Origin of the sequence: Aeromonas sp. ASNIH5 (genome assembly GCF_002902865.1) — a bacterium.
Lineage (GTDB): Bacteria > Pseudomonadota > Gammaproteobacteria > Enterobacterales > Aeromonadaceae > Aeromonas > Aeromonas caviae.
The window spans coordinates 1,256,399-1,280,784 of the sequence record NZ_CP026122.1; the positions used below are offsets into that span (position 1 = coordinate 1,256,399).

Genomic DNA, 24,386 nt, shown 5'->3' on the forward strand with positions numbered 1-24,386 from the left:
ACCTGTGATGGCCTCAACCTTCTGAAGCTCGCCAATGGCAGGGGACAAACGAGACACTAACGGTTTGTAGTGGTCAACTAAATCCGGACACACAGTTAAGCCGATTTTCGGCCTCTGCTGGCGGTATCCCATCATTGTGTTGATGCGGGCGCCGCCAGTTGTAGTAATCCATCAGGTAGTAGCTGATATCCCGCTTGGCTTCCCGCAGGCTCATGTACCCCGTGGTCGGAAGCCATTCCGTCTTGAGGCTCCTGAACAGCCGCTCCATCGGCGCGTTATCCCAGCAGTTGCCACGCCGACTCATGCTCTGGGTCATGCGATAGCGCCACAGCCGTTGCCGAAATACCCGGCTGCCGTATTGGCTGCCCTGGTCGGAGTGAAACAGCACGCCAGACGGGCAGCCCCGTTGCTGATACGCCATGTCGAGCGCTTTCACGGCCAACTCAGCATCAGGCCTGCCGGACATCGCCCAGCCCACGACCCGTCGGGTGTGGAGGTCGAGCACCGCGGCCAGGTAATGCCAGCGGCCACCTGCCCATACGTAAGTGATGTCGCCGCACCACACCTGATTGGGTTGCTGGACATCAAATTCACGCGCCAGAAGATTAGGAATATCCGGTCGTTCAGACCGCGCGACCTGATAACGATGAGCTCCCGGTTGTTTGGAGACCAGCCCGGCCTCCTTCATCAGGCGACGCACCTTGAACCGACCAATCTGATGCCCCAGTGCCCGCATCATTGACATCAAGGCCCGGCTGCCAGCTGAGCCTCTACTCTCTTTGAACAAACACCGTAACTCACTTCTCTGCTGCACCCGTTCACGGTTAATTGTGCGCCTGCGAGCCAGATAGTCGTAAAAACAGGCGGTTGGTATACCGAAAGCGCAACAGACCAGGGTGGTGGGGGCTTGCTCCCTTAATCGGTCTATCAGCGCGTACGTTCGAGTTCGTCCGCCATCAAGAGAGCAGTAGCCTTTTTTAGAATGGCCTTTTCGCGTTCAAGCCGGTTGATGCGGGCTTCCAACTCCTGAATTTTTTGCTGCTCAGGGGTCAGCGCCCGGTTAGCAGGTGTAGCGCCACTTCGTTCTGATTGAAGTTGCTGAACCCATCGACGCAGCACGGTTTCGCCGACATCCAGTGAACGGCTGGCTTCGGGGACTGAATAGCCTTGGTCGAGCACCAGGGATGCGGCTTCCAGCTTGAACTCGGCAGTAAATGAGCGACGTAATCTTGTCATTGAACACCTCAAATAAGGTTCATCGCGGCTTTCCGGGGAAGGCCGCCTTGATTTTCAGAAAAAAGTATTCTGAGTCCCTAAATCCATATGCCATACGCTTTATCACTTTGATCTTGTTGTTCACCCCTTCCAGCACACTCGTGTGCATCGGGTAGTTTGCACTCGCCAGGATCCCCCGCATATATTTCGATAAATTTCGACCAAATCGTTGCAGCGGCGCTAGCCCGCTTTCCTTCACCTGCCGCATCCAGCTCCGCCATCGTCGCCATCCTTCCCACACGCTCGGCGCATACCAGATGCCCTTCAACCCCTCTTTCAGCACGTACACCATCGCCAGCGGTTGATTCGCCGCCAACAGCTCCTGCAACTTCACATCCTGTTTTTCACTCAACTTCGCCCGATTACGTAGCAGCAACCAACGCGCACTTTTGACCACTTTTCGCGCCGGTTTATCGCTTTTCAGTGCATTCGCCTGCTCCACTCGCACCCGGTCCACCACCTCTCGGCCATAGCGAGCCACCACGTGGAACAGGTCGTAGACCACCTCCGCCTGCGGGCAGTGTTGCTTCACCTCCAGGTCGAACGCCGTGTTCATGTCCATCGCCACCGCTTCAATCTGCTGGCATCGCTCGCCGAGCTGCTCGAAGAAGGGACGGATAGCGGCCCGGCTGTTGCCGTGCCCCACCCACAGGACGCGGGTTCGCTCGGCATCCATGATCACGGTGGCATAGCGGTGTCCCTTGTGCAGGGCAAACTCATCCATCACCAGCCGCCGCACCTCCCCAAGTTCGATGGTGCCCACACTGGTCTGCAAACGGCGCTTGTCGATCTCCTTGATGGTGTGCCAACCGACCCCGGTGAGCTGGCTGACATGGCGGATGGGGAGGTACTGAACGAGCGCTTCAATCCAGCACTGCATGCGCCGGGTGAGGCGGGAGCCAGAGGGGAGCCAGTCGATATGTTCACTGACGCGACCACAGCGCAGACAGTCGACGCGGCGAACAGGCAGTTGTAACCAGACTTGTCGGTCAAATAGGTCTCGCTCACGCACCCGGCGGATACGTTGGTCGTGGATCAATGGCGTGGGTTGCAGGCATCGGCGACAACGGGGCAACAGGTCGGCGCGAGGCTCAAGGGTAAACAGGGTGTGATGGTTGGCAGAAAGCGCTTGGGCGATGACGGTATAACCTGGCCAGAAGGAGGCAATATCAATATGATGCACGGCGACAGCAGGGTGATGGTGGTGGTGTGTTTGGAGACAGCCAGTTTACCAGCACCCTGTCTGTCAACTTCCACTTCCCCAAGATCCCGCGAAGAACCTCAAATAATGGTGGCGACTGTACCACCTAAAACGGTGTCCGGGATGATTAGACCACTACACTTCGAGCTGCGATAAAAAATCCGTCCCGACTCTCAATTTTGTCGAGCTCTGTTGGCGATTGGGCTCACCAGCCCCTAAAATCGCGGCCCCATCAACAATTTGGCGTGAGTTGTTCTCCATGCAGACACTGGTTGAGCAGATTGTTTACATCAGCGACATGTTTGGTACTGCGGTATTCGCGTTTTCGGGCGTACTGGTGGCCGGCCGTCTCAGGATGGACGGTTTCGGTGTCATGGTGCTGGCGGCAGTCACCGCCATCGGGGGTGGCACCATCCGCGACATGATCCTGGGGGCAACCCCCGTCTTCTGGGTGCGCGACCCCCTCTATATCTGGGTGGTCATTGCCACGGCGCTCATCGGCATGTGGATGGTCAAACTGCCCCGTCGCATGCCCTGGTATGTGCTGCCGGTGGCGGATGCCTTCGGACTGGCCCTCTTTACCGTGATCGGTGCCCAGAAGGCCCTCAACTTCGGCACCCCGGGGCTGATTGCCGTGATCATGGGCACCATGACCGGGGTAGCCGGTGGCATGATCCGCGATGTACTGGCGCGGGAGGTCCCCATGGTGCTGCAAAAGGAGATCTACGCCACCGCCTGCATTCTGGGCGGCATCCTCTATACCCTGTCGCTGGAGGTCGGGGTAGACAGGGTCAGCGCCATGCTCATCAGCATGCTCGGGGTGTTTGGTCTGCGGTTAGCGGCCATCTACTGGCACCTCTCCCTGCCCACCTTCTCGCTGCAGCGCAACTGAGAAGCCTCAGAGTGGGCGAGATCCCATCCCGGCAGGGACAAGATTGAACCAAGCCGGCTTTTCTGTTGTCATACAGGGGTCGTTTCAAGCCGGAAAACCTCATGCAAAAACTTGGGCTCATTACCACGCTTGTTCTGATGATGGTGGCAGCGGCTCATGCGGGGGCACAGGCCCTGTTCGGGCGTCTGGCATCCACCCCGGTGCAGCAGTTCAACCAGCAGATCCGTCAGGCGAGCAGCAGTCAGCAAGGCTGGGTCAACGACTATCGCGAAGTGGCTCGCCGCTTCGTGGGCCATAAAGATGTACCCACCCGTATCCATGCTCAACAGCTGGACAACGATCTGGTGCTCTCGGTGGCCCTTGATGGCCAGCGTAGCGACATGCTCTACATCCTGACCCTGTTTCGCAGCAACAACCTGTGGCAGATGCGTCAGGCCGAGATGGGCTGGCGCTGTCAGGGTCAGGAAACCTTCACCCCGGTCCCCTGCCCCTGAGCATCTACCTTCATCCGAGTGAAATAAAAAATCCGGCGCCTTGGCCGGATTTTTTATACGCGTCTTGCCGTCACATCACGGACGGTAGACCTTGACGTTGGCAAAGCCCTTCTCTTTCAGGTAAAGCGCCTGCAGCTTGCTCATCACGCCGCGATCGCAATAGAGCAGGTAGGTCTTCTCTTTCGGCAGATCACCAAAGGCGGTGGCCAGCTTGAAGAAGGGGATATGCATGATCTCGCGCCCTTCCACCACCAGCGGCTTGTCGTCATGCTCCTCCATGGAGCGAATGTCCAGGATCACCTCGTCGTCACCGCTCTCGGCGGTGGTCTCCACCTCCTGCACCTCGGCGGCGGTCTCTTCACCGATGCGACGAATGTCGAGGTAACGGGCCTCGGCCACCACCTTGTCCAGAATGGCAAAGTCGAAGTTCTCCTCTTCCGCCTCGATGCGGGAGAGCTCGGCCTTCACGGTCGGCTTCTTGGAAATCACGCCGCAATACTCCGGCATGGTCTCCGCGAACTCCAGGGTGCCGATGCGGCGGGCTTCGCTGATGATGTCCGGCTTGTCCCAGGTGATGAGCGGGCGCAGGATCACCTTGTCGGTCACCCGGTCGATGACGTTCAGGTTGGTGAGGGTCTGGCTGGAAACCTGGCCAACGCACTCGCCGGTAACCAGGGCCGGGATCTGGAACTCGTCGGCCACCTTGGCAGCGGCACGCATCATCATCCGCTTGAGCACCACCCCCATCTGGCCGTTGTCGATCTTCTCGAGGATCTCGGCCACCACGGGCTCGAAGTCTACCGCGGTGAAGCGCACCCGGTGGGAGGAGCCGAAACGGTTCCACAGGTGATAGGCCACCTGCTTGACGCCGATCTCGTGAGCAGCCCCACCCAGATTGAAGAAGCAGTAGTGCACCCGGCAGCCGCGCTTGATGAACTGGAAGGAGGCGACACCCGAGTCAAACCCGCCGGAGAGCAAGCTCAGCACATCTTCCTGGGTGGCGATGGGCATGCCGCTCAGCCCTTGGTGGATGGCGCTGACGATGAAAAGCTCCTCGCCATCGATCTCGAGGTTGATCTTCACATCCGGGTTCTTGAGGCGCACACCGTTGCTCACGCAGTGCTGGTTCAGACCGCCGCCCACGTAACGTTCAATCTCCAGCGAGGAGAATTCGTGCTTGCCGTGGCGCTTGGCACGCACGCAGAAGGTCTTGCCCTCGAGCTGATCACCCCAGACGGCTTTCACCTGCTCGAAGATGTCGTGCAGGTCGGTAAACTTGCTGGCCTGCACCTCGAGGAAGGCCTGAATGCCGGGGATGCAGGCCAGGGCTTCGATGGCCTGCTCGCGGAACTGGTCATTGCGGGAGCTCACGATCAGCTTGTCCCAATCCATCCGCACCCGGGCATCGTCGTCGAAGCGGCGCAGGACATTGCGGATATTGCCCTGCAGGATCTTGATAAAGCGCTGGCGAACCGACTTGCTCTTGATGGTGATTTCAGGGAACAGCTTGATAATGAACTTCATGGTAATGACTCGGGTGGCCTTGATTTAAGGGCGCGAATTATATCAGAACTTTGTGACCAGCGCCTACTGCATGAGCGGCCGCTCACATTCCCCCACGCAAAGTTTGCCGCATCCGGGCAATCATGCGTATATTCCCACCCCTGCATCCTGGCAACACAGCATTCATGAAAACCCATATCTACTACCCCGGCATGGAGGTACGCGACGAGCTCTGGCTCAAGTTTGCCCTGCTCTATCTGGAGCGGCTCGCCTTCGTCTTCACCGTCAGTGAGAAGAGCGGTCTCACCGCCCTGCTGGAGACCCTGCGCCAGCAAACCGACCTGCTGGCCGAGCCGCCACAACCCGCCTTCTTCGCCCATATCACGCCCCAGGTGGAGAGCCAGATTGCCGGCCTGGTCGCCCCCGATTTTGTCCGCCACAAGGTGTTTGGCAACAGGGAGCTCATCGCCCGCTGGCGTTCAGCCCCCAACCACGACTGCTTCTGCCCGGCTCAGGCGGGACTGGAGCGGCTGCACGGGTTTTGTCTGTCCCACGGCTTTGCGACGCAGGATGAAGGGGGGATCAGAATGGCGCGCCGCTTTGCCAACCTGCTCTCCATGCGCCTCGCCCGTGAGTGGGCACTCGCCAATGACGGGGCGCTGATTACCGATCACGACTATCTCGACCGCCTGCTCCACCTGCTCGAATCTCGCTACCACAATCGCGGCGGTCAGGATTGCTTCCACCTCGAGATCCCGCTGCAAGTGCCCACTCACCTGGCCGACATCCCGTTTGCAGAGCTCATTGCCCTGCGGGGGCGAAGCGGCTTTCGTCAGCAGCTCGCCGAGTTCCATCAGGCCCTCGATGCCCTGCTCGCCATGCTGGGCAGCGGCTACGCCGAACCCGCCGTGTTGACCCGCTTCGAGCAGGCCCAGCAGGGGTTCACACCCTTGCTGGGACCCGAGACCGTCACCCTGCCGCTCACCACGCTCGTCAGTACTGGCTTACCGGCCATGGCGATGATCCACCACCTCAAGGGGAGTCACCCACAGAGCAACCTGGTATTTCATCCCATCAAGAAGAGCCACTTCCACCAGCGCAAGAGCCGGCATTTCTTCACCCGGCTGGGGCAGGTCAAGCCCTGACTCCCCGCCTCTGCCGGGGAATCGACAATCAACTGACGGCATCGGGACCATCACCGATGCCGTCAATATTCTGGCGCTCACCACGCCCTCAGGAGGGGTTTTCCAGTCGAAACTCGATGCGATCGCTGTTTCCCGCCTCATCCACCACCACCAGCTGATAGCGGCCCGCCTTGCTCACTACTTGATCCCCGTCCCAGCGCAGCCGCTGGCCGTTGAGAAACCATGCCGGCTTGCCGACACCGCCGAGCACCCTGGGCTGCAACCGATAGCGCTGACTGCGGATAAGGTTGCCCTCCCCCAGTGCCAGGATGCGGATGGGGGCCTGCTGCTCGGCGCTCTGCCCCTCCCCCGCGCAGCCCCTGGCAAGCAGCGCCTGACGCCGCTCGCCCGGTGAGCGCCATGGCTCCAGCGACAGCGGCCAGAGCGCTCTAAAAGCGGATTGTGCCGCATCGTGGCAGCGGGTCAGCGTCGGCTTGCCTACGGCGGTCAGTGCGACCTGGCGCAGCGGCGAGGGCCAATCCATGGGGTCCGGCAAGGTGGGAGGGTCGCGCCCTTCCAGCAACCAGGCGCTCTGATGCTGCAAACAGGCCTCAGGCAGGGTCGCACTGGCCTTGCGCCCCAAGGGCCAGCAGATCTCTGCTTCGCTCACCGTGTTGGGTTGTGCCGGCAAGGGGCTGTTGTCCGAGAGCCGCGAATAGACAGAGAGCAGCAGCGGCACCGCCGCGCTCTGGCCGTAAAAACCGGGCATGGGGGTACCGTCGGGGCGCCCAAGCCAGACGCCTATGGTCCAGCGACCGGAGACCCCCATGGCCCAGCTGTCGCGATAGCCATAGCTGGTGCCGGTCTTCCAGGCCAGTCGATTGACCCGGCCGGTCGCCTCACTGGCAAAGGGCTGATCCGCGCGCCCCTGGGCGCTCAATATCTGCCAGATGATCCAGGCGGCCCCCGGGCTCAGCAAGGGGCGTGACACCGCCTGCTGCCCCGCCAGCCAGACCGGCATCGCTACCTGCCCCTGCCGGGTCAGTGCGCTGTAGAGCGCCACCAGCTGCTCGAGCCGAATGCCCGCCGCCCCCAGCGCGATGGCCGGATTGGGCTTGTCGGAAAGGGCCAGCCTCACCCCGGCGTTGTCGAGGCGGCTGACCAGTTTGTCGGCCCCGAGCGCCTCCAGCACCTGCACCGCCGGCACGTTGAGGGATTGCTGCAGCGCCTGGGCGAGCGTTACCGGCCCCTGAAAGGCACCGGAGAAATTGGCGGGGCGATAATCAGACCCCAGTCTCGGCGCATCGGAGAGCAGGGAGGCCGAGTGCACCAGCCCCTCGTCCATGGCCAGACCGTAGATGAAGGGCTTGAGGGTGGAGCCGGGAGAGCGGATCGCCTGCACCATGTCGAGGTAACCGTGGCGGCGCAGATTGCCATACTCGGCGCTGCCCACATAGGCGCGCACCGCCATGGTTTTGTTGTCGACCAGGAGCAACGCCGCTGAGGTCTGCTCGGGGAAGCGGCGGATATAGCTCGCCACCCGCCCCTCCAGCCAGCGCTGCAGATCCCCGTCGATGGTGGTGCGCACCAGGGCCCCGGCCTGATGGTCGGCGGCGAGGCGGGCAAAGAGCGGCGCCTCCATCGGCGTGAAGTGACCGCGGGCCAGCACAGGCTCGATGCGTCCCTCCAGCCAAACCTGTTCTGGCCAGACGCCCTGCGCCACCAGCCGCTGCATCACCTTGTCGCGAGCCGCGCGAGCCCGTTCGGGATGCCGGTCCGGCCGGTTGCGGCTGGGGGCCTGGGGCAGCACTGCCAAGAGCGCCGCCTCGGCATGGGTCAGCTTGGCGGCGCTCTTGCCGAGATAGGCAAAACTTGCCGCCTGTACCCCCTCCAGGTTGCCGCCAAACGGTGCCCGGTTGAGGTAGACGGTGAGCAGGGTGCGCTTGTCGTAGTGCCACTCCAGCTGCAGCGCGCGCGCCATCTGACGCAGCTTGCCGGGCACGCTCCTGTGGTAGGGCTCGATAAGACGCGCCACCTGCATGGTGAGGGTCGAGCCCCCCGACACGGCGCGCCCGTAGCGCAGCCACTGCCAGACCCCGCGCACCATGGCCACCGGATTGACTCCGGGATGACGCCAGAAGTAGCGATCCTCGTAGCCCAGCAGCGCCTCGATATAGCGGGGGGAGACCTGTTCCAGCGTCACGGGGTAGCGCCACACGCCGCTGGTATCGGCAAAGGCGCGCAGCGGTCGCCCCTTCATGTCGAGCACCACCCGTGCGTAGGCAGGGTCGAGTGGCGGCGGCGGGAAGAGTCGATCCAGCGCCAGCAATGACAGGAGCAGTGCTACAATGCCCAGCACCGAGCAACGCAGCCAGCGTGGCAGGCGACCAAGCCAGCGCCAGCCAGCGTGGCCAGTGCGACCCAATTTCAGCCAGCCACGCTGCCAGAAAGTGAGCGGGCGAACCCGCTCAAGGGAGGGTTTGTTACTCAGAGATGATCACCTCGTGGATATCCTCACCCACAGCCCGCAGCTCGGGGCGGTACATATCCTCCACCTGGGTCGGCGGCACCTGATAGCGACCCGGCGTCACCGCCCGCATCAGGTAGACCAGTTGCTGGTTGCTCCCGGCGCTCAGATCCAGCGCCGCCGTGTAACGGTCATCGCGAAACTCCTGATGCTTGAGGTAGTCGTTCCACTCGCTCTGCCACGCCGGTTTCCCCTCGATGGAGAGCTCTTCGAGCTTGATGCTGTTGCCAAGGGCCGGGTTCTCCAGCTCGAAGCCGGCGGGCACCATCTCCACCAGCAGGGCATCGGGCACCGCCGATTCACTGCTGACATTGAGCCGCACCACCACCAGATCGCCCACCTTCACCTTGGTCGGGTCAAAACGCTGACCGTCGCTGTTGAACCAGCTGCGGGTCACGCTCATTCCCATGCTGATCCGTGCCGGTGCCTGTTCGGGGTAACCGACCAGAGTGCGCTGCACATAGAGCGAGCCCTTGCCCTCGTTGGTGACGGCGCTCGCCGCCAGCGCCTCAGGGACACCCTGCTGCAGCGGAGCCGAACCGCTCAGGGATCCACTGCCAAGAGAGGAAGCCACCCTGGCCTGCCAGTCGACGGCCGGATCGACGCGGGCGAGTCGCAGCAGGGCGAGCCGCTCCTGAGTGCTGAGCCACTGACGGTGAGCCAGGGTGTCGGCCACTTTGCCACTGAGGGCCGGCCAGCGCTCCGCAGCCAGCTTGTGCTGGCGCAGCAGGGAGAGCTCAAGGGCTTGGTCGCGCAGCGGCGAGCCGTAATCCCCCAGATAATCGTCCCCGCGCTCGGTCGCCAATGCCCGGCTGAGGGCCTTGGCGGCGTTCTGCTCATCCCCCATGGCCGAGAGGGCCAGCGAGAGGTGCAAGAGCGGCAAACCCGAGCGGGCGTGATCGGCCTGCTGCTCCCAGACAAGGCGCAGGGTAGCGAGCGGCGCCTTGCCCACCCGGGCCAGCACATAGGCACTGTAGGCCTGATAGGCCAGCCGGCTGTGCTCGGGGGCACTGCTCCAGCGCTCACCATACTGACTGTCGGTAAGATAGCTCTGCAACCGGTTCAGCGCCTGATTGAGCATCGCCTCCGGCACGGCGTCGCCCGCCTCCTTGCGCGCCAGCAGATAGTCGGCGGCATAGGCGGTGAGCCACTGCTCCTCGTCGGAGCGACCATCCCACAGGCCAAAACCGCCGCTTGGCAGTTGCAACCGCTGCAGCCGTTGCAGCAGGGCGCGTTGCACATCCGCCTCACTCGCCGCTTTCTTGCCCTCTGCGGGTTTGCGCCAGACGGCCCGCTCATCGGCTGTGGTCAGCAAGTAAGGCCAGGCACGGGACAAGGTCTGCTCCAGACAGGCATGGGGGTAGTCGGCCAGCGCCTGCCACTGGGCTGCCGGATCCCAGGGGGGAGTGCCGGAGAGGCTGAGCAGCCCCTGCAGATTGGCACGATCCAGCCCGGCCAGCTCAGCTGGCGCAAAGCTCATCTCTTGGCCGGGAGCCAGCATCTGGTAGCGCTGGCGAGTCTCGGCAGGCCAGGGGGAACGCAGCGGCAAAGTCCAGTCGCGGCTGATGGCAAAATCCTTGCCGCTGGCAGCCAACTGCAGGCTTGCCACACCGCTCGCCCCGGTCACGGTGAGCGGCAGGGTCAGCCACTGCTCTTCGCCGTTTTTAAGGGCCAGGGTGCCGGGCAGCTCGCCGTTTGCTTTCAGCCCGCCGTTGAGGGTCCAGGCAAGGGAGAGGGTCTGATCCTCACCGCTCATATTGCGCAGCTGCACCAGGGCCCGGGTCTCATCCCCTCTGGCGCCAAAGCGCGGCCAGCCGATCTCTGCCACCAGCGGCGCCACCACCTTGACGGCGCGCTCGGCCTCGCCCACCTGCTGTTCGTTCCAGGCCAGCGCCATCAGCGCCAGCTCGCCGTTGAAGTTGGGCAGATCGAGCGGGATCACCGCCTTGCCGCTCTCATCAAAACTCACCTCGCCGCTCCAGAGCGCGGCGATCTCGACCCGGCTCTCCAGCGCGCCGCCCTTTTTCAGCGGCGCCCGGTCACCCCCGTAGTTGAGGCGAGCCAGCTTGCCATCTTGCGGCGGGATCACCTGGCCGTAGTTGTCGAACAAGTCTTGGGCGAAGCGCTTGCGACCAAAGAAGATCTCGAACGGGTCGAGTGGCCGGTAGTCGCTGATATTGAGCACGCCCCGATCCACCGCCGCCAGCACCACGCGGCCCTGACTGTTGGGGGTGGAGGTGGCGGTCACTTCCAGCCGGGTGAGCGGCACCGCTTTGTCCGGCGCGCTCAGGGTGAGCGGCAGACGACGCGCTTCCCGATCCAGGGTGAGCGGCACCAGACCGACCGATCGCAGGCTCTGCACACTCTTTTGGCTCACCGGCTTTGAGTCACTGTCTGGCGCGGCGATCTGGGCCGAGATATGCAGATCATGGCGCAGCCACTCGGGGCTGACCGGGATCTCGAACTCGCCGCGGGCATCCTTGGCATCGCCATCGGCGCCCTTGAGCTCGATGCGCTGCCACCAGCGCAGGCCGTCACCATCTTCCACCAGCAGCAACCCCTTGCCGGGGCGCGGGGCCACCAGCGTCACTTTGGCCTTGTCCCCGGCCTGATAGGCGCGCTTGTCGAGAGTGATGGCGATCTTGTCGGGCCGTGCCTGCTCGCCACCGCCGCCCCAGGCGTAGCTGCCGATCTCCACCCGCAGGCTCGATTGATGGCCCTGACTGTTCTCCACCTCCAACCGATACCAGCCCGCCGCCAGTGGCAGCGTGAGCAGGGTCGGCCCCTTGCCATCCAGCTGCAGGGTCTGCTCCTGCTCCAGATAGGGCTGGCTGTTGAACTCGTACTTCCACCCCTCCCCATCGGCGTAGTGCCAGTAGTAGTCGCGGTACTCGTTGATAAGGCGCACCTTCACCGCCCCCGCCACCGGCTGGCCTTGCTCATCGAGGTTGAGGATCTGGAAGGGGAGCGGCTTGCCCCCTTCTACCCGATCCGCCACGAAATCGGCCTTGAGTGCCGGCCACTGGCTGCCGGCGGGCCAGCCATACTGGGTGCGGCTGCGATTGACGGCGCGGCCGCCGGGTTCGGAAAGCGACACCCTATAAGCCACCTCCAGCGGCCCGAGGGCACGCACCCCATCGAGCTCATCAGCAAGCGAAAAAGTCCCCTGCCCCTGCGCATCAAGGGTGAGATTGAGAGGCTCGAGATCCTTGGCCTGCTCGGCGAGCAGCACGTCACCCAGCGTGAACTCCTGCCACTGGGTAAAGGGCATGGTGGCGCGGCTTAACTTCACCTCCGCCTTGGCCTTGGTGGCGCTCGCTGGTGCGCCGTAGAGATAGTCCCCTTGCAGCGGCAAAGTGAGGGCGGCGTCCAGACTCGTCACTTCCCCATCCGGCCCCTTGCCAAGCTGCAGTTTCAGGCGCTCCGGCAAAAACTCCTCCACCAGGAAAGGCCACTCGAAACGGCTGCCGGCGGCAGTCTTGAGGTTGATGGTCCAGCGCCCGAGCGGCGCATCATCCGGCAGATGCAGGCCGTAGTGGGCCGCGCCCAAATTGTCCGGCAGCAGGCGCTTTTGTTCGAGCAGCTGGCCGTCCGGCTGTTTCACCTCCAGCTCCACCGCCATGCCCGGCAGCAGCTGGCCATCCTGCCCTTTTAGCAGGATCTCGCTGTCGAGCCGCTCGCCGGGGCGATAGAGATCGCGTCCGCTGAACAGATAGAGTTGCTGGGCCTGCCAGGGCTGGGTGCCGAGATCGAAGGTGGAGAGATCGAGCGCAGCCCCATCGAGGCGCAGCACCGCCAGATGGTTGCCCTGCTCGGCCAGCAGCAGGCGAGCCCCCTGCACCTGATCGAAGCGGCGATGACCCTGGGGGTCGGTGGTTTGCACCTGCAGCCGGTTGCCCTTCTGGTCGAGCAGGGAGAGCTGCACATCCTTGAGGGGGTCGGCGCTGGCCAGGGAGCTGACGAACACCTCCAGCTCATCGCGGTAACGGCGGGCACTGAGCCCCATGTCGCTCACCGCAAAGTAGGTGGTCTCCTTGCGCCAGTCGTAGTTGCCAAGGGGCGACATCACCGCAAAGTAGACGCCAGCCTCCGCCAGCTGCGGCTCCTTCACATTGATGAGGCGGGTCTCGCGCCGGTTGGCATCGAGCTCCAGCGCATAGCGGCCGCTGAACACCCGCTTGGCCCGCTTGGTGATCTGCTCAAGCTCCCAGTTGCCCATGCCGGCACCGGGGCGATACTCGGCCAGGAAACGGGGCAGATACTCCGCATCGACCCGGAAGAAGTCGATATTGACCTCATCCACGTTGACCGCGCTGATGGGCAGGCGCAGCTCGTCGCGCAGCGGCAATACCATGCCGCTGGCGGTAAACGACGCCCCTGCCTCCAGCGGTCGAGTCTTGAGGGTCCAGCGCTGGGGGGATGGGCCCAGCCCAGCCTTGAGGCTCACCTCGTAGCTCTTGTCGGGCTGAACGTTCGGGAAATAGAGGGTGCGGCCATCGTCGGCGAGGATCCACTCCCCCTGCACCTGCTTGCCCCCTTCACTCACAGAAAGCCAGCTCTGCCAGTTTGCCTTGGGCACCAAGGGGCCGGAGAAGACCAGCGCCAGCGCCGGGGCATCGCGATATTGGCGGGCATTGGCCTGCACCACGGAGGCGGGCGCTCCCGCCTCCTGCCGGGCCATCGGGTCTGTCGTCAGCACCTGGCTGGCAGGCTTGTCGGGGCCGCAACCGGCCAGCAGCAGCGCCGCCAGCCAGGCCACACGGGGAAGACGAGTCACGGGGCAGGAGAGAGAGAGGTGCATGGTGTTCATCCCGGGTTGGATCGCCGCAGCGCAGGAGCCAATAGAATAAAGCGTCACTCCCGGGAACACCAACTGCCATATCGGGCGGCATCGGCCAACAGAGATGCCTACATCGCCACGGACGCGGGCACGACGCCCCGTGAAGCGCGAGGTTTATTCGAGGCCCCGTATGCGATCTCCTGTTCCAGGAAAGGGGATTGTCGTGATTTTCTGAACCCGGGCTAAACCGGGCACCACTGTTCACTTGTGCGCGATCGGGCCATTCATTATGCTCGGCCCCGCTCAACGCAGGCCTTCCAATCAACGACATATCAAGCAGATAAATATTTCTTAAGCCTTGAACACCTGTGCCATACATAACGTGCAGGTGCGCTCGATGTATGCCTCAACCATTGAAAACAGACTTGTCAATTGCCCATCGACCAGAATGCCGACCTTGAGTTCACACGGGGTCAGCGGGGTCGTGCATCCATCCCTCGCTGGAGTCATATCAGAATGGAAAATAACGATCTGTCCCTCGTTGAAAAGAGAGTGGTCGCCAGATTTCTGGACATGTTCATCAAATTTGGCCTTATTCTGGCGTTGGGGTCGTTCTGCTTCACCGTCTTCTCCCCCTTCATGAACATGATGCTGTGGGCCCTGATCCTGGCCGTGACCCTCTACCCCCTCCATCAGCGCCTCGCCGCCCGTCTCGGGGGGAAACAGGGGCGTGCCGCCACTCTGCTGATCCTGCTGGGCATCCTGCTCATCGTGGCCCCCACCGCCGCCATGCTGGGCTCCCTGGGCGACAGCGTCAGCGCCCTGGTCGACAAGGTGGAGAACCACACCCTGGTGATCCCGCCCCCCTCCGCCGGGATTGCCGACATCCCCCTCGTTGGTGCCAAGATCCATGGCCTCTGGATGAAGGCATCGGTGGACTTGCCCGGCCTCCTCATCAGCTACAAGCCGCAGCTCGGCGACATGGCCAAGCAGACTGTCGCCATGCTCGCCAGCATGGGGGGAGGCCTGCTGGGCTTCGTCGCCTCCTTCATCGTGGCCGGCATCATCATGGCCTGGGGGGAGCCGGGTGCCATCAGCGCCGATCGCATCGCCATGCGCATCACCGATGAGCGCAAGGGCCTCGCCCTGACCAAGCTGTGCACCAGCACCATCCGGGCCGTGGCCATGGGGGTTATCGGGGTCGCCTTCATCCAGGCCCTGCTGGCCGGCGTCATCATGTCCCTCGCCGGGATCCCGGCGGTCGGCATCTTCTTCGTCCTGGCGCTGATCCTGGGCATCGCCCAGATCCCCGTCATCCTGGTCACGGGACCGGCCATCGCCTTCATGTGGATGGCGGGGGATCACGGCACCCTGCTCAACGTGCTCTATACCGTGCTGCTGATCGTGGCCGGCATGGCCGACAACGTGCTCAAGCCCCTGCTGCTGGGCCGTGGTGTCGATGCCCCCATGCCGGTAGTGCTGCTGGGGGCCCTGGGCGGCATGGCCACCAACGGCATCCTCGGCATGTTCATCGGGGCGACCCTGCTCTCCATCGGCTATCGCATCTTCATGGCCTGGGTCAACGACGGTCTGGCCAACGCGGAAAAATAACCCCATGGCCGACGCACTTTCTCTCCTTCGCCCCCTGTTTGCAGGGGGCACCTGCCTGCTGCTCGGTGCCTGTACTCTGCTCGGGCCCGATTATCAGGCCCCCGGTGTCGAGGAGATGGCCAACTGGCACAGCGCCAGCGAGGGTCAGCAGGCAGTGACGGTGACCGACTACCGACGATGGTGGGACAACTTGCACGATCCCGTGCTGAGCGCCCTGGTGGAGGAGGCCTTCCTCAAGAATCCGGACGTGCGGATCGCCGGCCTGCGGATCCTCGAGGCCCAGGCCCAGCTTGGCATCGCCGAGAGCCTGCTCGGCCCCCAGGCGACGGTGGGAACGGCAGAATTCCTCCAGGCAGGTCAGACCCGGGGCGGCCACAGCAGCGCGGGCAACAGCTACGGCACCGGCTTCAACCTCGGTTGGGAACTTGACTTCTGGGGCAAGTTCCAGCGCGGAGTCGAGGCGGCGGATGCCAGCTATTTCGCGACCCTGGCCCAGTATGACGACATCCAGGTGTTGATGGCCGCCCAGGTGGCCCAGCTCTATGTGAGCATCCGTACCCTGGAGGCCAGGCTCCAGATCGCCCGGGAGAATGCCCGCATCCAGCGGCGCAGCCTGGAGATCACCGAGCGACTGTTCAAGAGCGGCAACAGCGCCGAGCTGGACGTGCAGCAAGCCAGGACCCAGTACCTGGGCACCCTGTCCGGCATTCCCCAGCTCGAGACCAGCCTGCGCCAAAGCCAGAACGCCCTCTCCACCCTGCTCGCCCGCGCCCCAGGTCCCCTGCCCGAGATGACCACCAACACCGGCAGGATCCCCCAGGGCGAGCTGGCCCTGGTCACCGAGATGCCCGCGGATCTGCTGCGCCGCCGTCCTGACGTGCGGGTGGCGGAGCGTCAGCTGGCCGCCCAGTCGGCCCTCATCGGGGTGGCCGAGAGCGAGCTCTACCCCTCCATCACCCTGCTCGGCACCCTGGGAGTCAATGCCAGCGGCGGGGAAAGTGGCACCTTCTCCTGGGGCGTCGGGCCGTCGCTGAGCTGGAACCTGCTGGATCAGGGACGGCTCGGCAACCAGATCCTGGTGCAGGACGCCCGCTTCCAGCAGCTTCACGAACGCTATCGCGAAAGCGTGTTCAAGGCGGCCCGCGAGGTGGATGACGCGGCCGTGGCCTATGCCAACGGCCAGGAGGAGATCGCCCTGCTGACCCAGACCGGCGAAGCCGCCCGCCGCTCCCTCGAAATCGCCAACACCCAGTACCGCGAGGGGATGGCGGACTTCCAGCGGGTGCTCGACTCCCAGCGTGCCCTGTTCAACCAGCAGGAGCGCCTGGTCAACAGCCGTGGTGCGCGGATGCGCGACCTCATCACCCTCTACAAGGCACTGGGTGGCGGTTGGGAACAGGGGCGCGAACGTCCCCTGGTGACCCCCAAGGTGGAGGCTCAACTGCGCACGCGCGCCGACTGGGCCCCCCTGCTCGACGCAGCCCACTCCCCCATGACACAGAAGGCAAACTCCCATGACTGACACAGCCTCTCCCGGCCAGGCCAGCCGCCGCGCCACCCTCGGGCTGCTGGCCGCGATCCTCCTCCTGCTCACCTGGTATCTGCTGGCGGACAGGTTGACCCCCTACAGCTCCCAGGCCCGGGTGCAGGCCTTCGTGGTCCCCGTCGCCGCCGAGGTGGCAGGCCAGATCAAGCGGGTCTATGTCCACGACAATCAGGACGTGGAGGCTGGCGCCCCCCTGTTCGAGATCGATCCCGAGCCTTATGACATCGCCCTGGCCAAGGCCAGATCCGACTACCAGACGGTGCTGAGCGGCGTCAAGGCGAATACCGAAGGGGTCAAGGCGGCCGAGGCTTCCCTGATGGCCATGCGCGCTGCCTACGACAACGCGGCCAAGGATGCCGAGCGCCAGGAGCGGCTCTATCGGGAAGATCCGGGGGCCATTTCGGTGCGTCGCCTGGAGGTGGCCCAGGCCAGCCGCGAGACAGCCAAGAGCCAGGTGGCGGCGGCCGAAGCCGACGTTCGCCGCGCCATCGAGGCCGCCGGGGAGAGCGGCGATGACAACTCCCAGCTGCTCAGTGCCCGCTCGGCGGTGCACAAGGCCGAGCTGGATCGCCAGGACACCCACGTGGTGGCGCCGGGCCGGGGGCTCATCACCGACTTGAGCACGGATGCGGGCCAGTTTATCGGGGCCGGCGCCCCGGCCATGACCCTGATCGCCATCCACGACGTCTGGGTATCGGCGGATCTGACGGAGAACAACCTCGGCAACATTCGACCAGGGGACAAGGTCGCCATCCTGCTCGACAGCCTGCCTGGACAGCTATTCGAGGGGAAAGTCCGCAGCGTCGGCTACGGGGTGGGCGATGGCAAGAACCAGCCCGCCGGTACCCTGCCCACGGTGGACAACAACCGCGACTGGCTGCGCCAGGCCCAGCGTTTCCCGGTCAAGGTCGCCTTCCAGAGCGACGACTTCCCCCCGGTCGAGGCGCTGCGGATCGGTGGCCAGGCCGACGTGCTGGTCTACACCGGTGAGAGCGGGGTGCTGCACCTCCTGGGGGCGCTCTATATCCGCCTGATGAGCCTCTTCTCCTTCCTCTATTGAGGCGCCAGATGCATAACGCCGACAAGGCTGTACTGCGCATTGGCACGGGCATCGGGCTCGCGACGGGGATCTGTTACGGTCTGGCGCTGCCCATGCCCCACCTCGGGGTCATCATGGCCTGGGTGGTGCTGTGCCGACCCGGCGAGCCGCTCAGCCTTGGCAAAGGGTTGCTGGGTGGCGCTCTGCTGCTGGCCGTGATGGTCGGCGGCGTGCTGCTGGTGCCCCTGCTGACCCACTATGCCCTGGCGGCCGTGCTGCTCGTCGCCCTGCTGCTCTACCTGCTGATGCAGCAGGCGATGGCCGGCAAGGGCGCCGCCGCCATACTGCTCATCATGGCCATCACGGTGATCCCGGTGGCCGGTCTCATCGAGCAGTCCCTTGCCATCGCCCTTGCCCAGATGATGGGACTGGGGATCCTGATAGGCACCCTGGTCAACCGCCTGGCCCACGCACTCTTCCCTCCCCTGCAGGTGGCGGGAGCGGCGGCAAGACTGGTGCCATTGCCCCCCGAACATCCCGAGCGGCTGGCGCTGCGCGCCGTCGCCATGGTACTGCCGATGTGGCTGCTGGCCCTCGGCAATCCGGCGTTCTACATTCCGGCGGTGATGAAGACGGTGACCCTGGCCCAGCAGAGTACCTCCCTCAACGCCAGACAGGCGGGCCAGGAGCTGGTGCTCTCGACCCTGATGGGCGCCCTGCTGGCGTTCGCACTCTGGCTCGGGCTCAGCCTCTGGCCCTCGCTCCTGATGCTGGTACTGATGCTGGCCCTGATGACCCTCTGGCTGGCGCGGCGCCTGGTGCGGCTGGTGGCGGGGCGTTTCCCGCCATCCTTCTGGAGCAACACCTGGATCACGGCGCTCATCCTGTTTGGCCCGGCCATCGAGGACAGCGCCACCGGCAAGGATGTGTGGTTGGCGGCCGCCATGCGTTGCGGCCTCTATCTGGTGGTGGCCGGCTATGGCTGGCTCTGTATCTTGCTGCTCGAACAGTGGTGGCCTGTCGGCCGCCCACTGGCAGAAGCCAAGCTAGGAGATTGATATGTTAACGATTTTTTTGGTCGGCATCCCGGTGATCCTGGTCAACATGCTGCTGCAATCCCTGGTATCCGTCTGGTGCATCCGCTTCTACGTCAAGCGATTCAATCGACGCGAGGGGGCCCTGGCCGGCATGCTGGCTTTGTTTGGCATCATCACCCTGGTGATGCTGGGCAACCTGGCCCAGATCGGCGTCTGGGGCGGGCTCTTCCTGTGGCTCGGGGAGTTCGATACCCTGCAGGAGGCCGTCTATCACTCCGGGGTCAACTTCGCCACTCTGGGCTATGGCGACATCGTCATGAGCCCGCAGTGGAAGCTGCTCGGCCCCCTGGAGGCGGTCAACGGTGCCCTGATGATAGGCCTCTCCGGCGCCTCCATGCTCGCGGTCTTGCAGCACCACATTCGCAAGCAGTTCGATGACGTGACCCCCTGACAGCGAGGGGCCACCTGCGGCAAACCCCTGCGGCAACAAAACGGGCCACTCTTTGGAGTGGCCCGTTTGCATACAGAGTGATCACTCGGGCCATTTCAGCCTGGAGGATCTACTCGGCGATCACCGTCTGCCAGGTCTTGAAACCGCCGGAGAGGTTCTTGACCCGAAAACCGTGCTGGCTCAGCAGACGGCAGGCCACGTGTCCCCGCAGCCCCACCTGGCAGCTGATGAGCAGCTCTTTATCCCTGGGCAGTTCATGGAGGCGGCTGCGCAGCTCGTCCAGAGGAATGTGCAGCGCCCCCGGAATGCGCCCCAGCTTGTCGAGTTCGGGGCCGTTTCGCACATCCACCACCTGCTGATGGGGGTGGCGAGCCTGCACCTCGGCTGCGTGGCAGAGCAGGGTGTCCCCCTTCAGATGGTTGCTCGCCACGAATCCGGCCATGTTGATCACATCCTTGGCCGAGCCAAAGGGCGGCGCATAGGTGAGCTCCAGATCCTGCAGATCAAACACGGTGAGACCGGCGCGCTGGGCCACCGCCAGCACGTCGATGCGCTTGTCGATGCCATCCTTGCCGATGGCCTGGGCGCCGTAAATCTTGCCATCGGGGGCAAACAGCAGCTTGAGGCTGACCGGGTGGGCGCCGGGATAATAGCCGGCGTGGCTGCCCGGGTGGACATAGACCTTCTCGAACGGCAGCCCCAGCTGCACCAGCCGCTTCTCGTTCAACCCCGTGCTCGCCACCGCCAGATCGAACAGCTTGCAGATGGCGGTCCCTTGCGTCTTCTTGTAGGTTTCGCTTCGCCCCAGCATGTTGTCGGCGGCAATGCGCCCCTGGCGGTTGGCGGGGCCCGCCAGCGGGATCAGCACGGACTCGCCGGTGACGAAGTCGGTCTCCTCCACCGCGTCCCCCACCGCGAAGATGCAGGGATCCGAGGTGCGCATGCCCGCATCCACCTTGATGCCGCCCCGCGGTCCCAGCACCAGCCCCGCCTTGGCGGCGAGCAGAGTCTCGGGCTTGACGCCGATGGCGATGATCAGAAGGCCGGTGTCGAGATGAGAGCCGTCGCTCAGGGTCAGGCGCAGTCCACCCCGCTGGGCGGTCGCCACGGCGGCGGTCTTCTCGGCAGGCACCTCCAGGCTTTCGATGGCAGCGAGGCCGGTGCGCAGGCGAAGATCGACCCCCTCCTCCCGGATGCGGGCGTGGAGCAGGTTGGCCATCTCCTTGTCCACCGGCGCCATCACCTGATCGGAGAGCTCCAGCAGGGTGACCGCCAGCTTGCGCTGGTGCAGCGCCTCCATCATCTCCAGCCCGATGAAACCGCCCCCCACCACGGTGACGTGGCGGGGCTTGTAGTGCGCCAGCGCCGCCAGGATGCGATCCATGTCGGGAATGCTCCGCAGGGTGTGTACCTCCGGGCTGTCGATGCCGGGGAAGGGAGGCCGGATGGGGGCCGCGCCCGGGCTCAGCAGCAGCACGTCGTAGGCTTCGCGCCGCTCTTCGCCGGTGAGCAGGTTGCGCACCAGCAGGCTCTTGCCGGCCCTGTCTATCTCGATGACGTCGTGAAACACCCGCACATCCACGTTGAACCGGCGCTTGAAGCTTTGCGGCGTCTGCAGCAGCAGGGCATCCCGATCCGGGATATCCCCCCCGATGTGATAAGGCAGACCGCAGTTGGCGAAGCTCACGAACTCGCCCCGCTCGAACATCACGATCTCCGCCTCTTCGCTCAAACGGCGGGCACGGGCGGCGGCGGACGCCCCCCCGGCCACACCACCCACAATCAGGATCCGTTTCATCTGCAAGACTCCACTCAACAGGAAATGACCAATAAATTAGACTTATCTAATTTAGAATTCAATGAAATTTTGTTTGCCACGGATTTGCAGTATTCTTGCCCTCCGACAATTGCTCAACAGGATAGTGTCAGTTCATGTCGTCTACCGCGCTCAGCCATCTTCCGACCGCCAGCCAGGCGCCCCTGTTTTTCCGCCTGGATACCCGTAGTCAACGGCTGGTCGCCCTGACCGATGTGATGCAGACGCCGCTCCACTGGCTCGACGAGCCTCGCAGTGCCTGGCCGGCCCAATTGCCGGACGCCCTGCGCCAGCCCATCGAGCAGCGGCTGGCCAGCGGCAAGGGGGGCAAGCTGGTGCTGCGCTTTGACGCCCTCCTCTGGCACATTTCCCTCTCCCACGAGCAGGACGCCTTCTGGCTCATCTGCCTGCAGACCCAGTCACAGGAGAGCGCCGCCAGCCTGTCCCTGCAACTGCCGCGCCTGAGCCAGATGGCCAGCCAGCAGCAGTATGACGCCATGCTGGAAAGCCTCAAGGAGTGCCTGGGGGCCGATCGCCTGATCCTCTGGCACTACCAGGCCCATGGCGCCCTTGGCGGCGAGCAGCTGACCCCGGTGTTCACCCTGGGGGTGGACGCGCTCGGTGCCATTCGCGGAGACAGCCGCTACATCCGAGCCCTGCGCGCCCGGGGCGCCCTGAGCTTCTCGGAGGCGGCCCACCAGCCCATGTTGAGCCAGCACTACTATCTGGCCGATGCCAATGTCTGCTCCCGCCTGGACGGCGCCTTGCTGGAACAGGAGAAGCTCATCGGCGTGCTCAGCCTGGAGTATGCCGAGAGCACCCTCATCAGCGATGACACCCTGCAACTGGTGCGTCATTGCGCCCGCTTGCTCGGCCACTGGCAGCCGGACCCCGTGGCGACCGACGCCCCGGACCTCGCGCCCCCACCCGGGCTTGCCAACCTGACCGGCAACGATTACTGCCGCGCTCTGCTGCGCTGGGCCATGGGCCTGAGCGGTGCCCACATGGGCTGGATCGGCGAGTTTCAGCCTCGCGGCCAGGATCTCTGGCTCATTCCCCGCTGCGTGGTGGAGGGGGAGACCTTCGCCGTCGTCAAACCCATGCCCATGGACATCGGCCCGGGCCGGGAGATCTTCCAGCACGGGCAGAGCCTCTACGTGGAAGATCTGGCCCTGCGCTATCCCCAGTCCAGCCAGCTGCTGGCCCTCGACGCCAAGGCCTATGTCGGCATCCCCTTCCCGGGGCCAAACGGTCTCCCCCTGGGGCAGCTCACCCTGCTGCTCGCCACCCCTCTGGCCGATCCCGCGTCCCTGCTGGACGTCCTCTACGAACAGCGCGAGCGGGCCGCCAGCGAGTTGCAGCGCCTGGCCAATGACGATGCCCTGCGCCTGGCAGAAGTGGCCTTCAACACCCACGACGGCCTGCTGGTGATGGATCACGGGGGCATCATCCTCAAGGTCAATGCCTCCTTCAGCCGCATCACCGGCTTTGCCAGCGAAGAGATGCTGGGCCTGCACATCGACGCCCTGAGGCCCACCTACTATGGCGACACCCTCAAGGAGGAGGTGATCGCGGCGGTCAACCGGCAGGGATACTGGCTCGGGGAGGAACAATGCCTGCACAGGGAAGGACACCTCTTCCCGGTGCGGCTCATGGTGAGCGGGGTCAAGGACGAGGAGGAGGAGATCAGCCACTTCGTCTGCAGCTTCCACGACATCACCCAGGAGAAAGAGACCGCCCGCCACATCGAGCGCCTCGCCTACTACGACGACCTGTGCGATCTCTACAACAGGCGCAGCCTGACCGACATCATGCAGCGCACCCTGCAGGCCCCGAGTGGTCAGTGGGGGGCCCTGCTGCTGCTGGATCTGGACAACTTCAAATCCATCAACGACTCCCTCGGTCACGCCTGCGGCGATCTGCTGCTCCAGGCCGTGGTGGTGCGACTCAAGTCCCTGCCCCAGGAGAACCTGGTGCTCGCCCGCACTTCGGGTGACGAATTTGCCCTGCTCTTCACGGCACTGGGCCAGGGCTATATCACCGCCAAGATCCTGGCGGAGCACTTTGCCCGGGAGCTGATGGGGATCTTCCGTGCCCCCTTCGACATCGGCGATCACAAGCTGCACTGCAGCGCCTCCGTGGGGATCAGCCTGTTCAGCGATGACGACAAGGATCACCTTGTCCTGATGCAGCAGGCCGATACCGCCGTCCACATGGCCAAGCGCGCGGGCCAGGGCAACCATATCTTCTTCAGTGAAGCCATGGCGGAAAAAGAGAAGAGCAAGCTTTCTCTCAACAACCAGCTGCGCGATGCCCTGCGCAACAACGAGTTGGTGCTGCACTACCAGCCCCAATACCGGGTCGACAACGGCACGCTCTCGGGCATAGAGGCGCTGCTGCGCTGGCAGAAGGCCGACGGCACCATGGTGCCACCCGGGGAGTTCATCCCCATCGCCGAGGAGACCACCCTGATCCAGGAGATAGGCTACTGGGTGATGAAGACCGCCTGTGCCCAGTACAGCTTCTGGCTCAACAACGGTCTCGCCATCCCCCATCTGTCGGTCAACGTCAGCGCCCGCCAGTTCCACACCGCCGGTTTCGTGCAGCAGGTGGAGTACATTCTGCGGGACACCGGGGTGCCCCCGTCGCGCCTGCTGCTGGAGATCACCGAGTCCGTGGTGCTGGAAAACCGGCTGGAGAGTATCGCCAGGATCCGCCAGCTCAAGGCCCTCGGCCTGCTCATCTCCATCGACGACTTCGGCACGGGCTACTCGTCCCTGGCCTATCTGCGGGATCTGCCCGCCGACGAGGTAAAGCTCGACAGAAGCTTCATCCAGACCCTGGTCCACAGCGAACAGGACAAGGCCATCGTCAAGGCCATCCTGGATCTCGCCCGGGTGTTTCGTTTCACCGTCACCGCCGAAGGGGTGGAGGAAGAGGAGCAGCTCGCCGTGCTCAAGGCCCTGGGATGCCAGCATTATCAAGGCTTCCTCACCAGCCGGCCGCTCCCCGTCAAGGCACTGGAGAGCCTGCTGGGTGCCACCCCTGCGGGCTAAACTGGTAGGATTTATAGGGCTTTCTGTCATAAAA

General features: G+C 64.1%; 15 protein-coding genes. 9 read left to right on the forward strand and 6 right to left on the reverse strand.

Annotated features, from left to right (window positions below):
- Window positions 1-73: 73 nt before the first annotated feature.
- Window positions 74-1,236, reverse strand: a protein-coding gene (locus C2U30_RS05520) for an IS3 family transposase (RefSeq protein ID WP_103243192.1) whose coding sequence is annotated in 2 segments (ribosomal slippage) — window positions 74-981 and window positions 981-1,236 — 1,164 coding nt in all. Because the reading frame shifts where the segments join, the coding sequence is not laid out codon by codon here.
- Between the two features lie 19 nt (window positions 1,237-1,255).
- Window positions 1,256-2,458, reverse strand: coding sequence for an ISL3-like element ISAeme19 family transposase (locus C2U30_RS05525; RefSeq protein ID WP_076611394.1), 1,203 nt, complete (start codon window positions 2,456-2,458; stop codon window positions 1,256-1,258).
- A 277-nt stretch (window positions 2,459-2,735) separates the two neighbouring features.
- Here C2U30_RS05525 and C2U30_RS05530 point away from each other — a divergent pair, with 277 nt between their 5' ends.
- Window positions 2,736-3,368, forward strand: a complete 633-nt coding sequence (locus tag C2U30_RS05530) for a trimeric intracellular cation channel family protein (protein ID WP_103243363.1) — start codon at window positions 2,736-2,738, stop codon at window positions 3,366-3,368.
- Between the two features lie 101 nt (window positions 3,369-3,469).
- On the forward strand, window positions 3,470-3,862 hold the full coding sequence (locus C2U30_RS05535; RefSeq protein WP_039038657.1) for a hypothetical protein: 393 nt from the start codon (window positions 3,470-3,472) through the stop codon (window positions 3,860-3,862).
- 75 nt (window positions 3,863-3,937) lie between these two features.
- On the opposite strand, the gene thiI is transcribed toward C2U30_RS05535, so the two are convergent.
- Complete coding sequence (gene thiI, locus C2U30_RS05540) at window positions 3,938-5,386, reverse strand: tRNA uracil 4-sulfurtransferase ThiI (RefSeq protein WP_039038656.1); 1,449 nt, start codon at window positions 5,384-5,386, stop codon at window positions 3,938-3,940.
- Window positions 5,387-5,550: 164 nt separating this feature from the next.
- On the opposite strand from thiI, the gene C2U30_RS05545 reads away from it, so the two are divergent.
- Window positions 5,551-6,510, forward strand: coding sequence for a hypothetical protein (locus C2U30_RS05545; RefSeq protein WP_103243364.1), 960 nt, complete (start codon window positions 5,551-5,553; stop codon window positions 6,508-6,510).
- Window positions 6,511-6,598: 88 nt separating this feature from the next.
- On the opposite strand, the gene pbpC is transcribed toward C2U30_RS05545, so the two are convergent.
- Both pbpC and C2U30_RS05555 read right to left on the reverse strand, forming a co-directional pair.
- Complete coding sequence (pbpC, locus tag C2U30_RS05550) at window positions 6,599-8,920, reverse strand: penicillin-binding protein 1C (RefSeq protein WP_233721117.1); 2,322 nt, start codon at window positions 8,918-8,920, stop codon at window positions 6,599-6,601.
- Between the two features lie 52 nt (window positions 8,921-8,972).
- Complete coding sequence (locus C2U30_RS05555; RefSeq protein ID WP_233721069.1) at window positions 8,973-13,817, reverse strand: alpha-2-macroglobulin family protein; 4,845 nt, start codon at window positions 13,815-13,817, stop codon at window positions 8,973-8,975.
- Between the two features lie 552 nt (window positions 13,818-14,369).
- Here C2U30_RS05555 and C2U30_RS05560 point away from each other — a divergent pair.
- Genes C2U30_RS05560 through C2U30_RS05580 form a run of 5 tightly spaced genes read left to right on the forward strand, consistent with a single transcriptional unit; the run spans window position 14,370 to window position 19,480 of the window.
- Window positions 14,370-15,407 (forward strand): AI-2E family transporter, encoded by a 1,038-nt coding sequence (locus tag C2U30_RS05560; protein ID WP_233721071.1) that lies wholly within the window; start codon window positions 14,370-14,372, stop codon window positions 15,405-15,407.
- Window positions 15,408-15,411: 4 nt separating this feature from the next.
- Complete coding sequence (locus C2U30_RS05565) at window positions 15,412-16,929, forward strand: efflux transporter outer membrane subunit (protein ID WP_103243368.1); 1,518 nt, start codon at window positions 15,412-15,414, stop codon at window positions 16,927-16,929.
- Complete coding sequence (locus tag C2U30_RS05570) at window positions 16,922-18,013, forward strand: HlyD family secretion protein (RefSeq protein WP_103243369.1); 1,092 nt, start codon at window positions 16,922-16,924, stop codon at window positions 18,011-18,013. The genes C2U30_RS05565 and C2U30_RS05570 overlap by 8 nt, the downstream gene beginning before the upstream one ends.
- Window positions 18,014-18,021: 8 nt before the next feature.
- Window positions 18,022-19,050, forward strand: coding sequence for a DUF2955 domain-containing protein (locus tag C2U30_RS05575; protein ID WP_103243370.1), 1,029 nt, complete (start codon window positions 18,022-18,024; stop codon window positions 19,048-19,050).
- Between the two features lies 1 nt (window position 19,051).
- Window positions 19,052-19,480: an ion channel gene (locus C2U30_RS05580; protein WP_042015948.1), complete on the forward strand. Its 429-nt coding sequence runs from the start codon at window positions 19,052-19,054 to the stop codon at window positions 19,478-19,480.
- A 109-nt stretch (window positions 19,481-19,589) separates the two neighbouring features.
- On the opposite strand, the gene C2U30_RS05585 is transcribed toward C2U30_RS05580, so the two are convergent.
- Complete coding sequence (locus tag C2U30_RS05585) at window positions 19,590-21,278, reverse strand: FAD-dependent oxidoreductase (RefSeq protein ID WP_103243371.1); 1,689 nt, start codon at window positions 21,276-21,278, stop codon at window positions 19,590-19,592.
- 134 nt (window positions 21,279-21,412) lie between these two features.
- Between C2U30_RS05585 and C2U30_RS05590 the strand changes: the two genes are divergently transcribed.
- Complete coding sequence (locus C2U30_RS05590; RefSeq protein ID WP_103243372.1) at window positions 21,413-24,352, forward strand: sensor domain-containing phosphodiesterase; 2,940 nt, start codon at window positions 21,413-21,415, stop codon at window positions 24,350-24,352.
- Window positions 24,353-24,386: the final 34 nt, after the last annotated feature.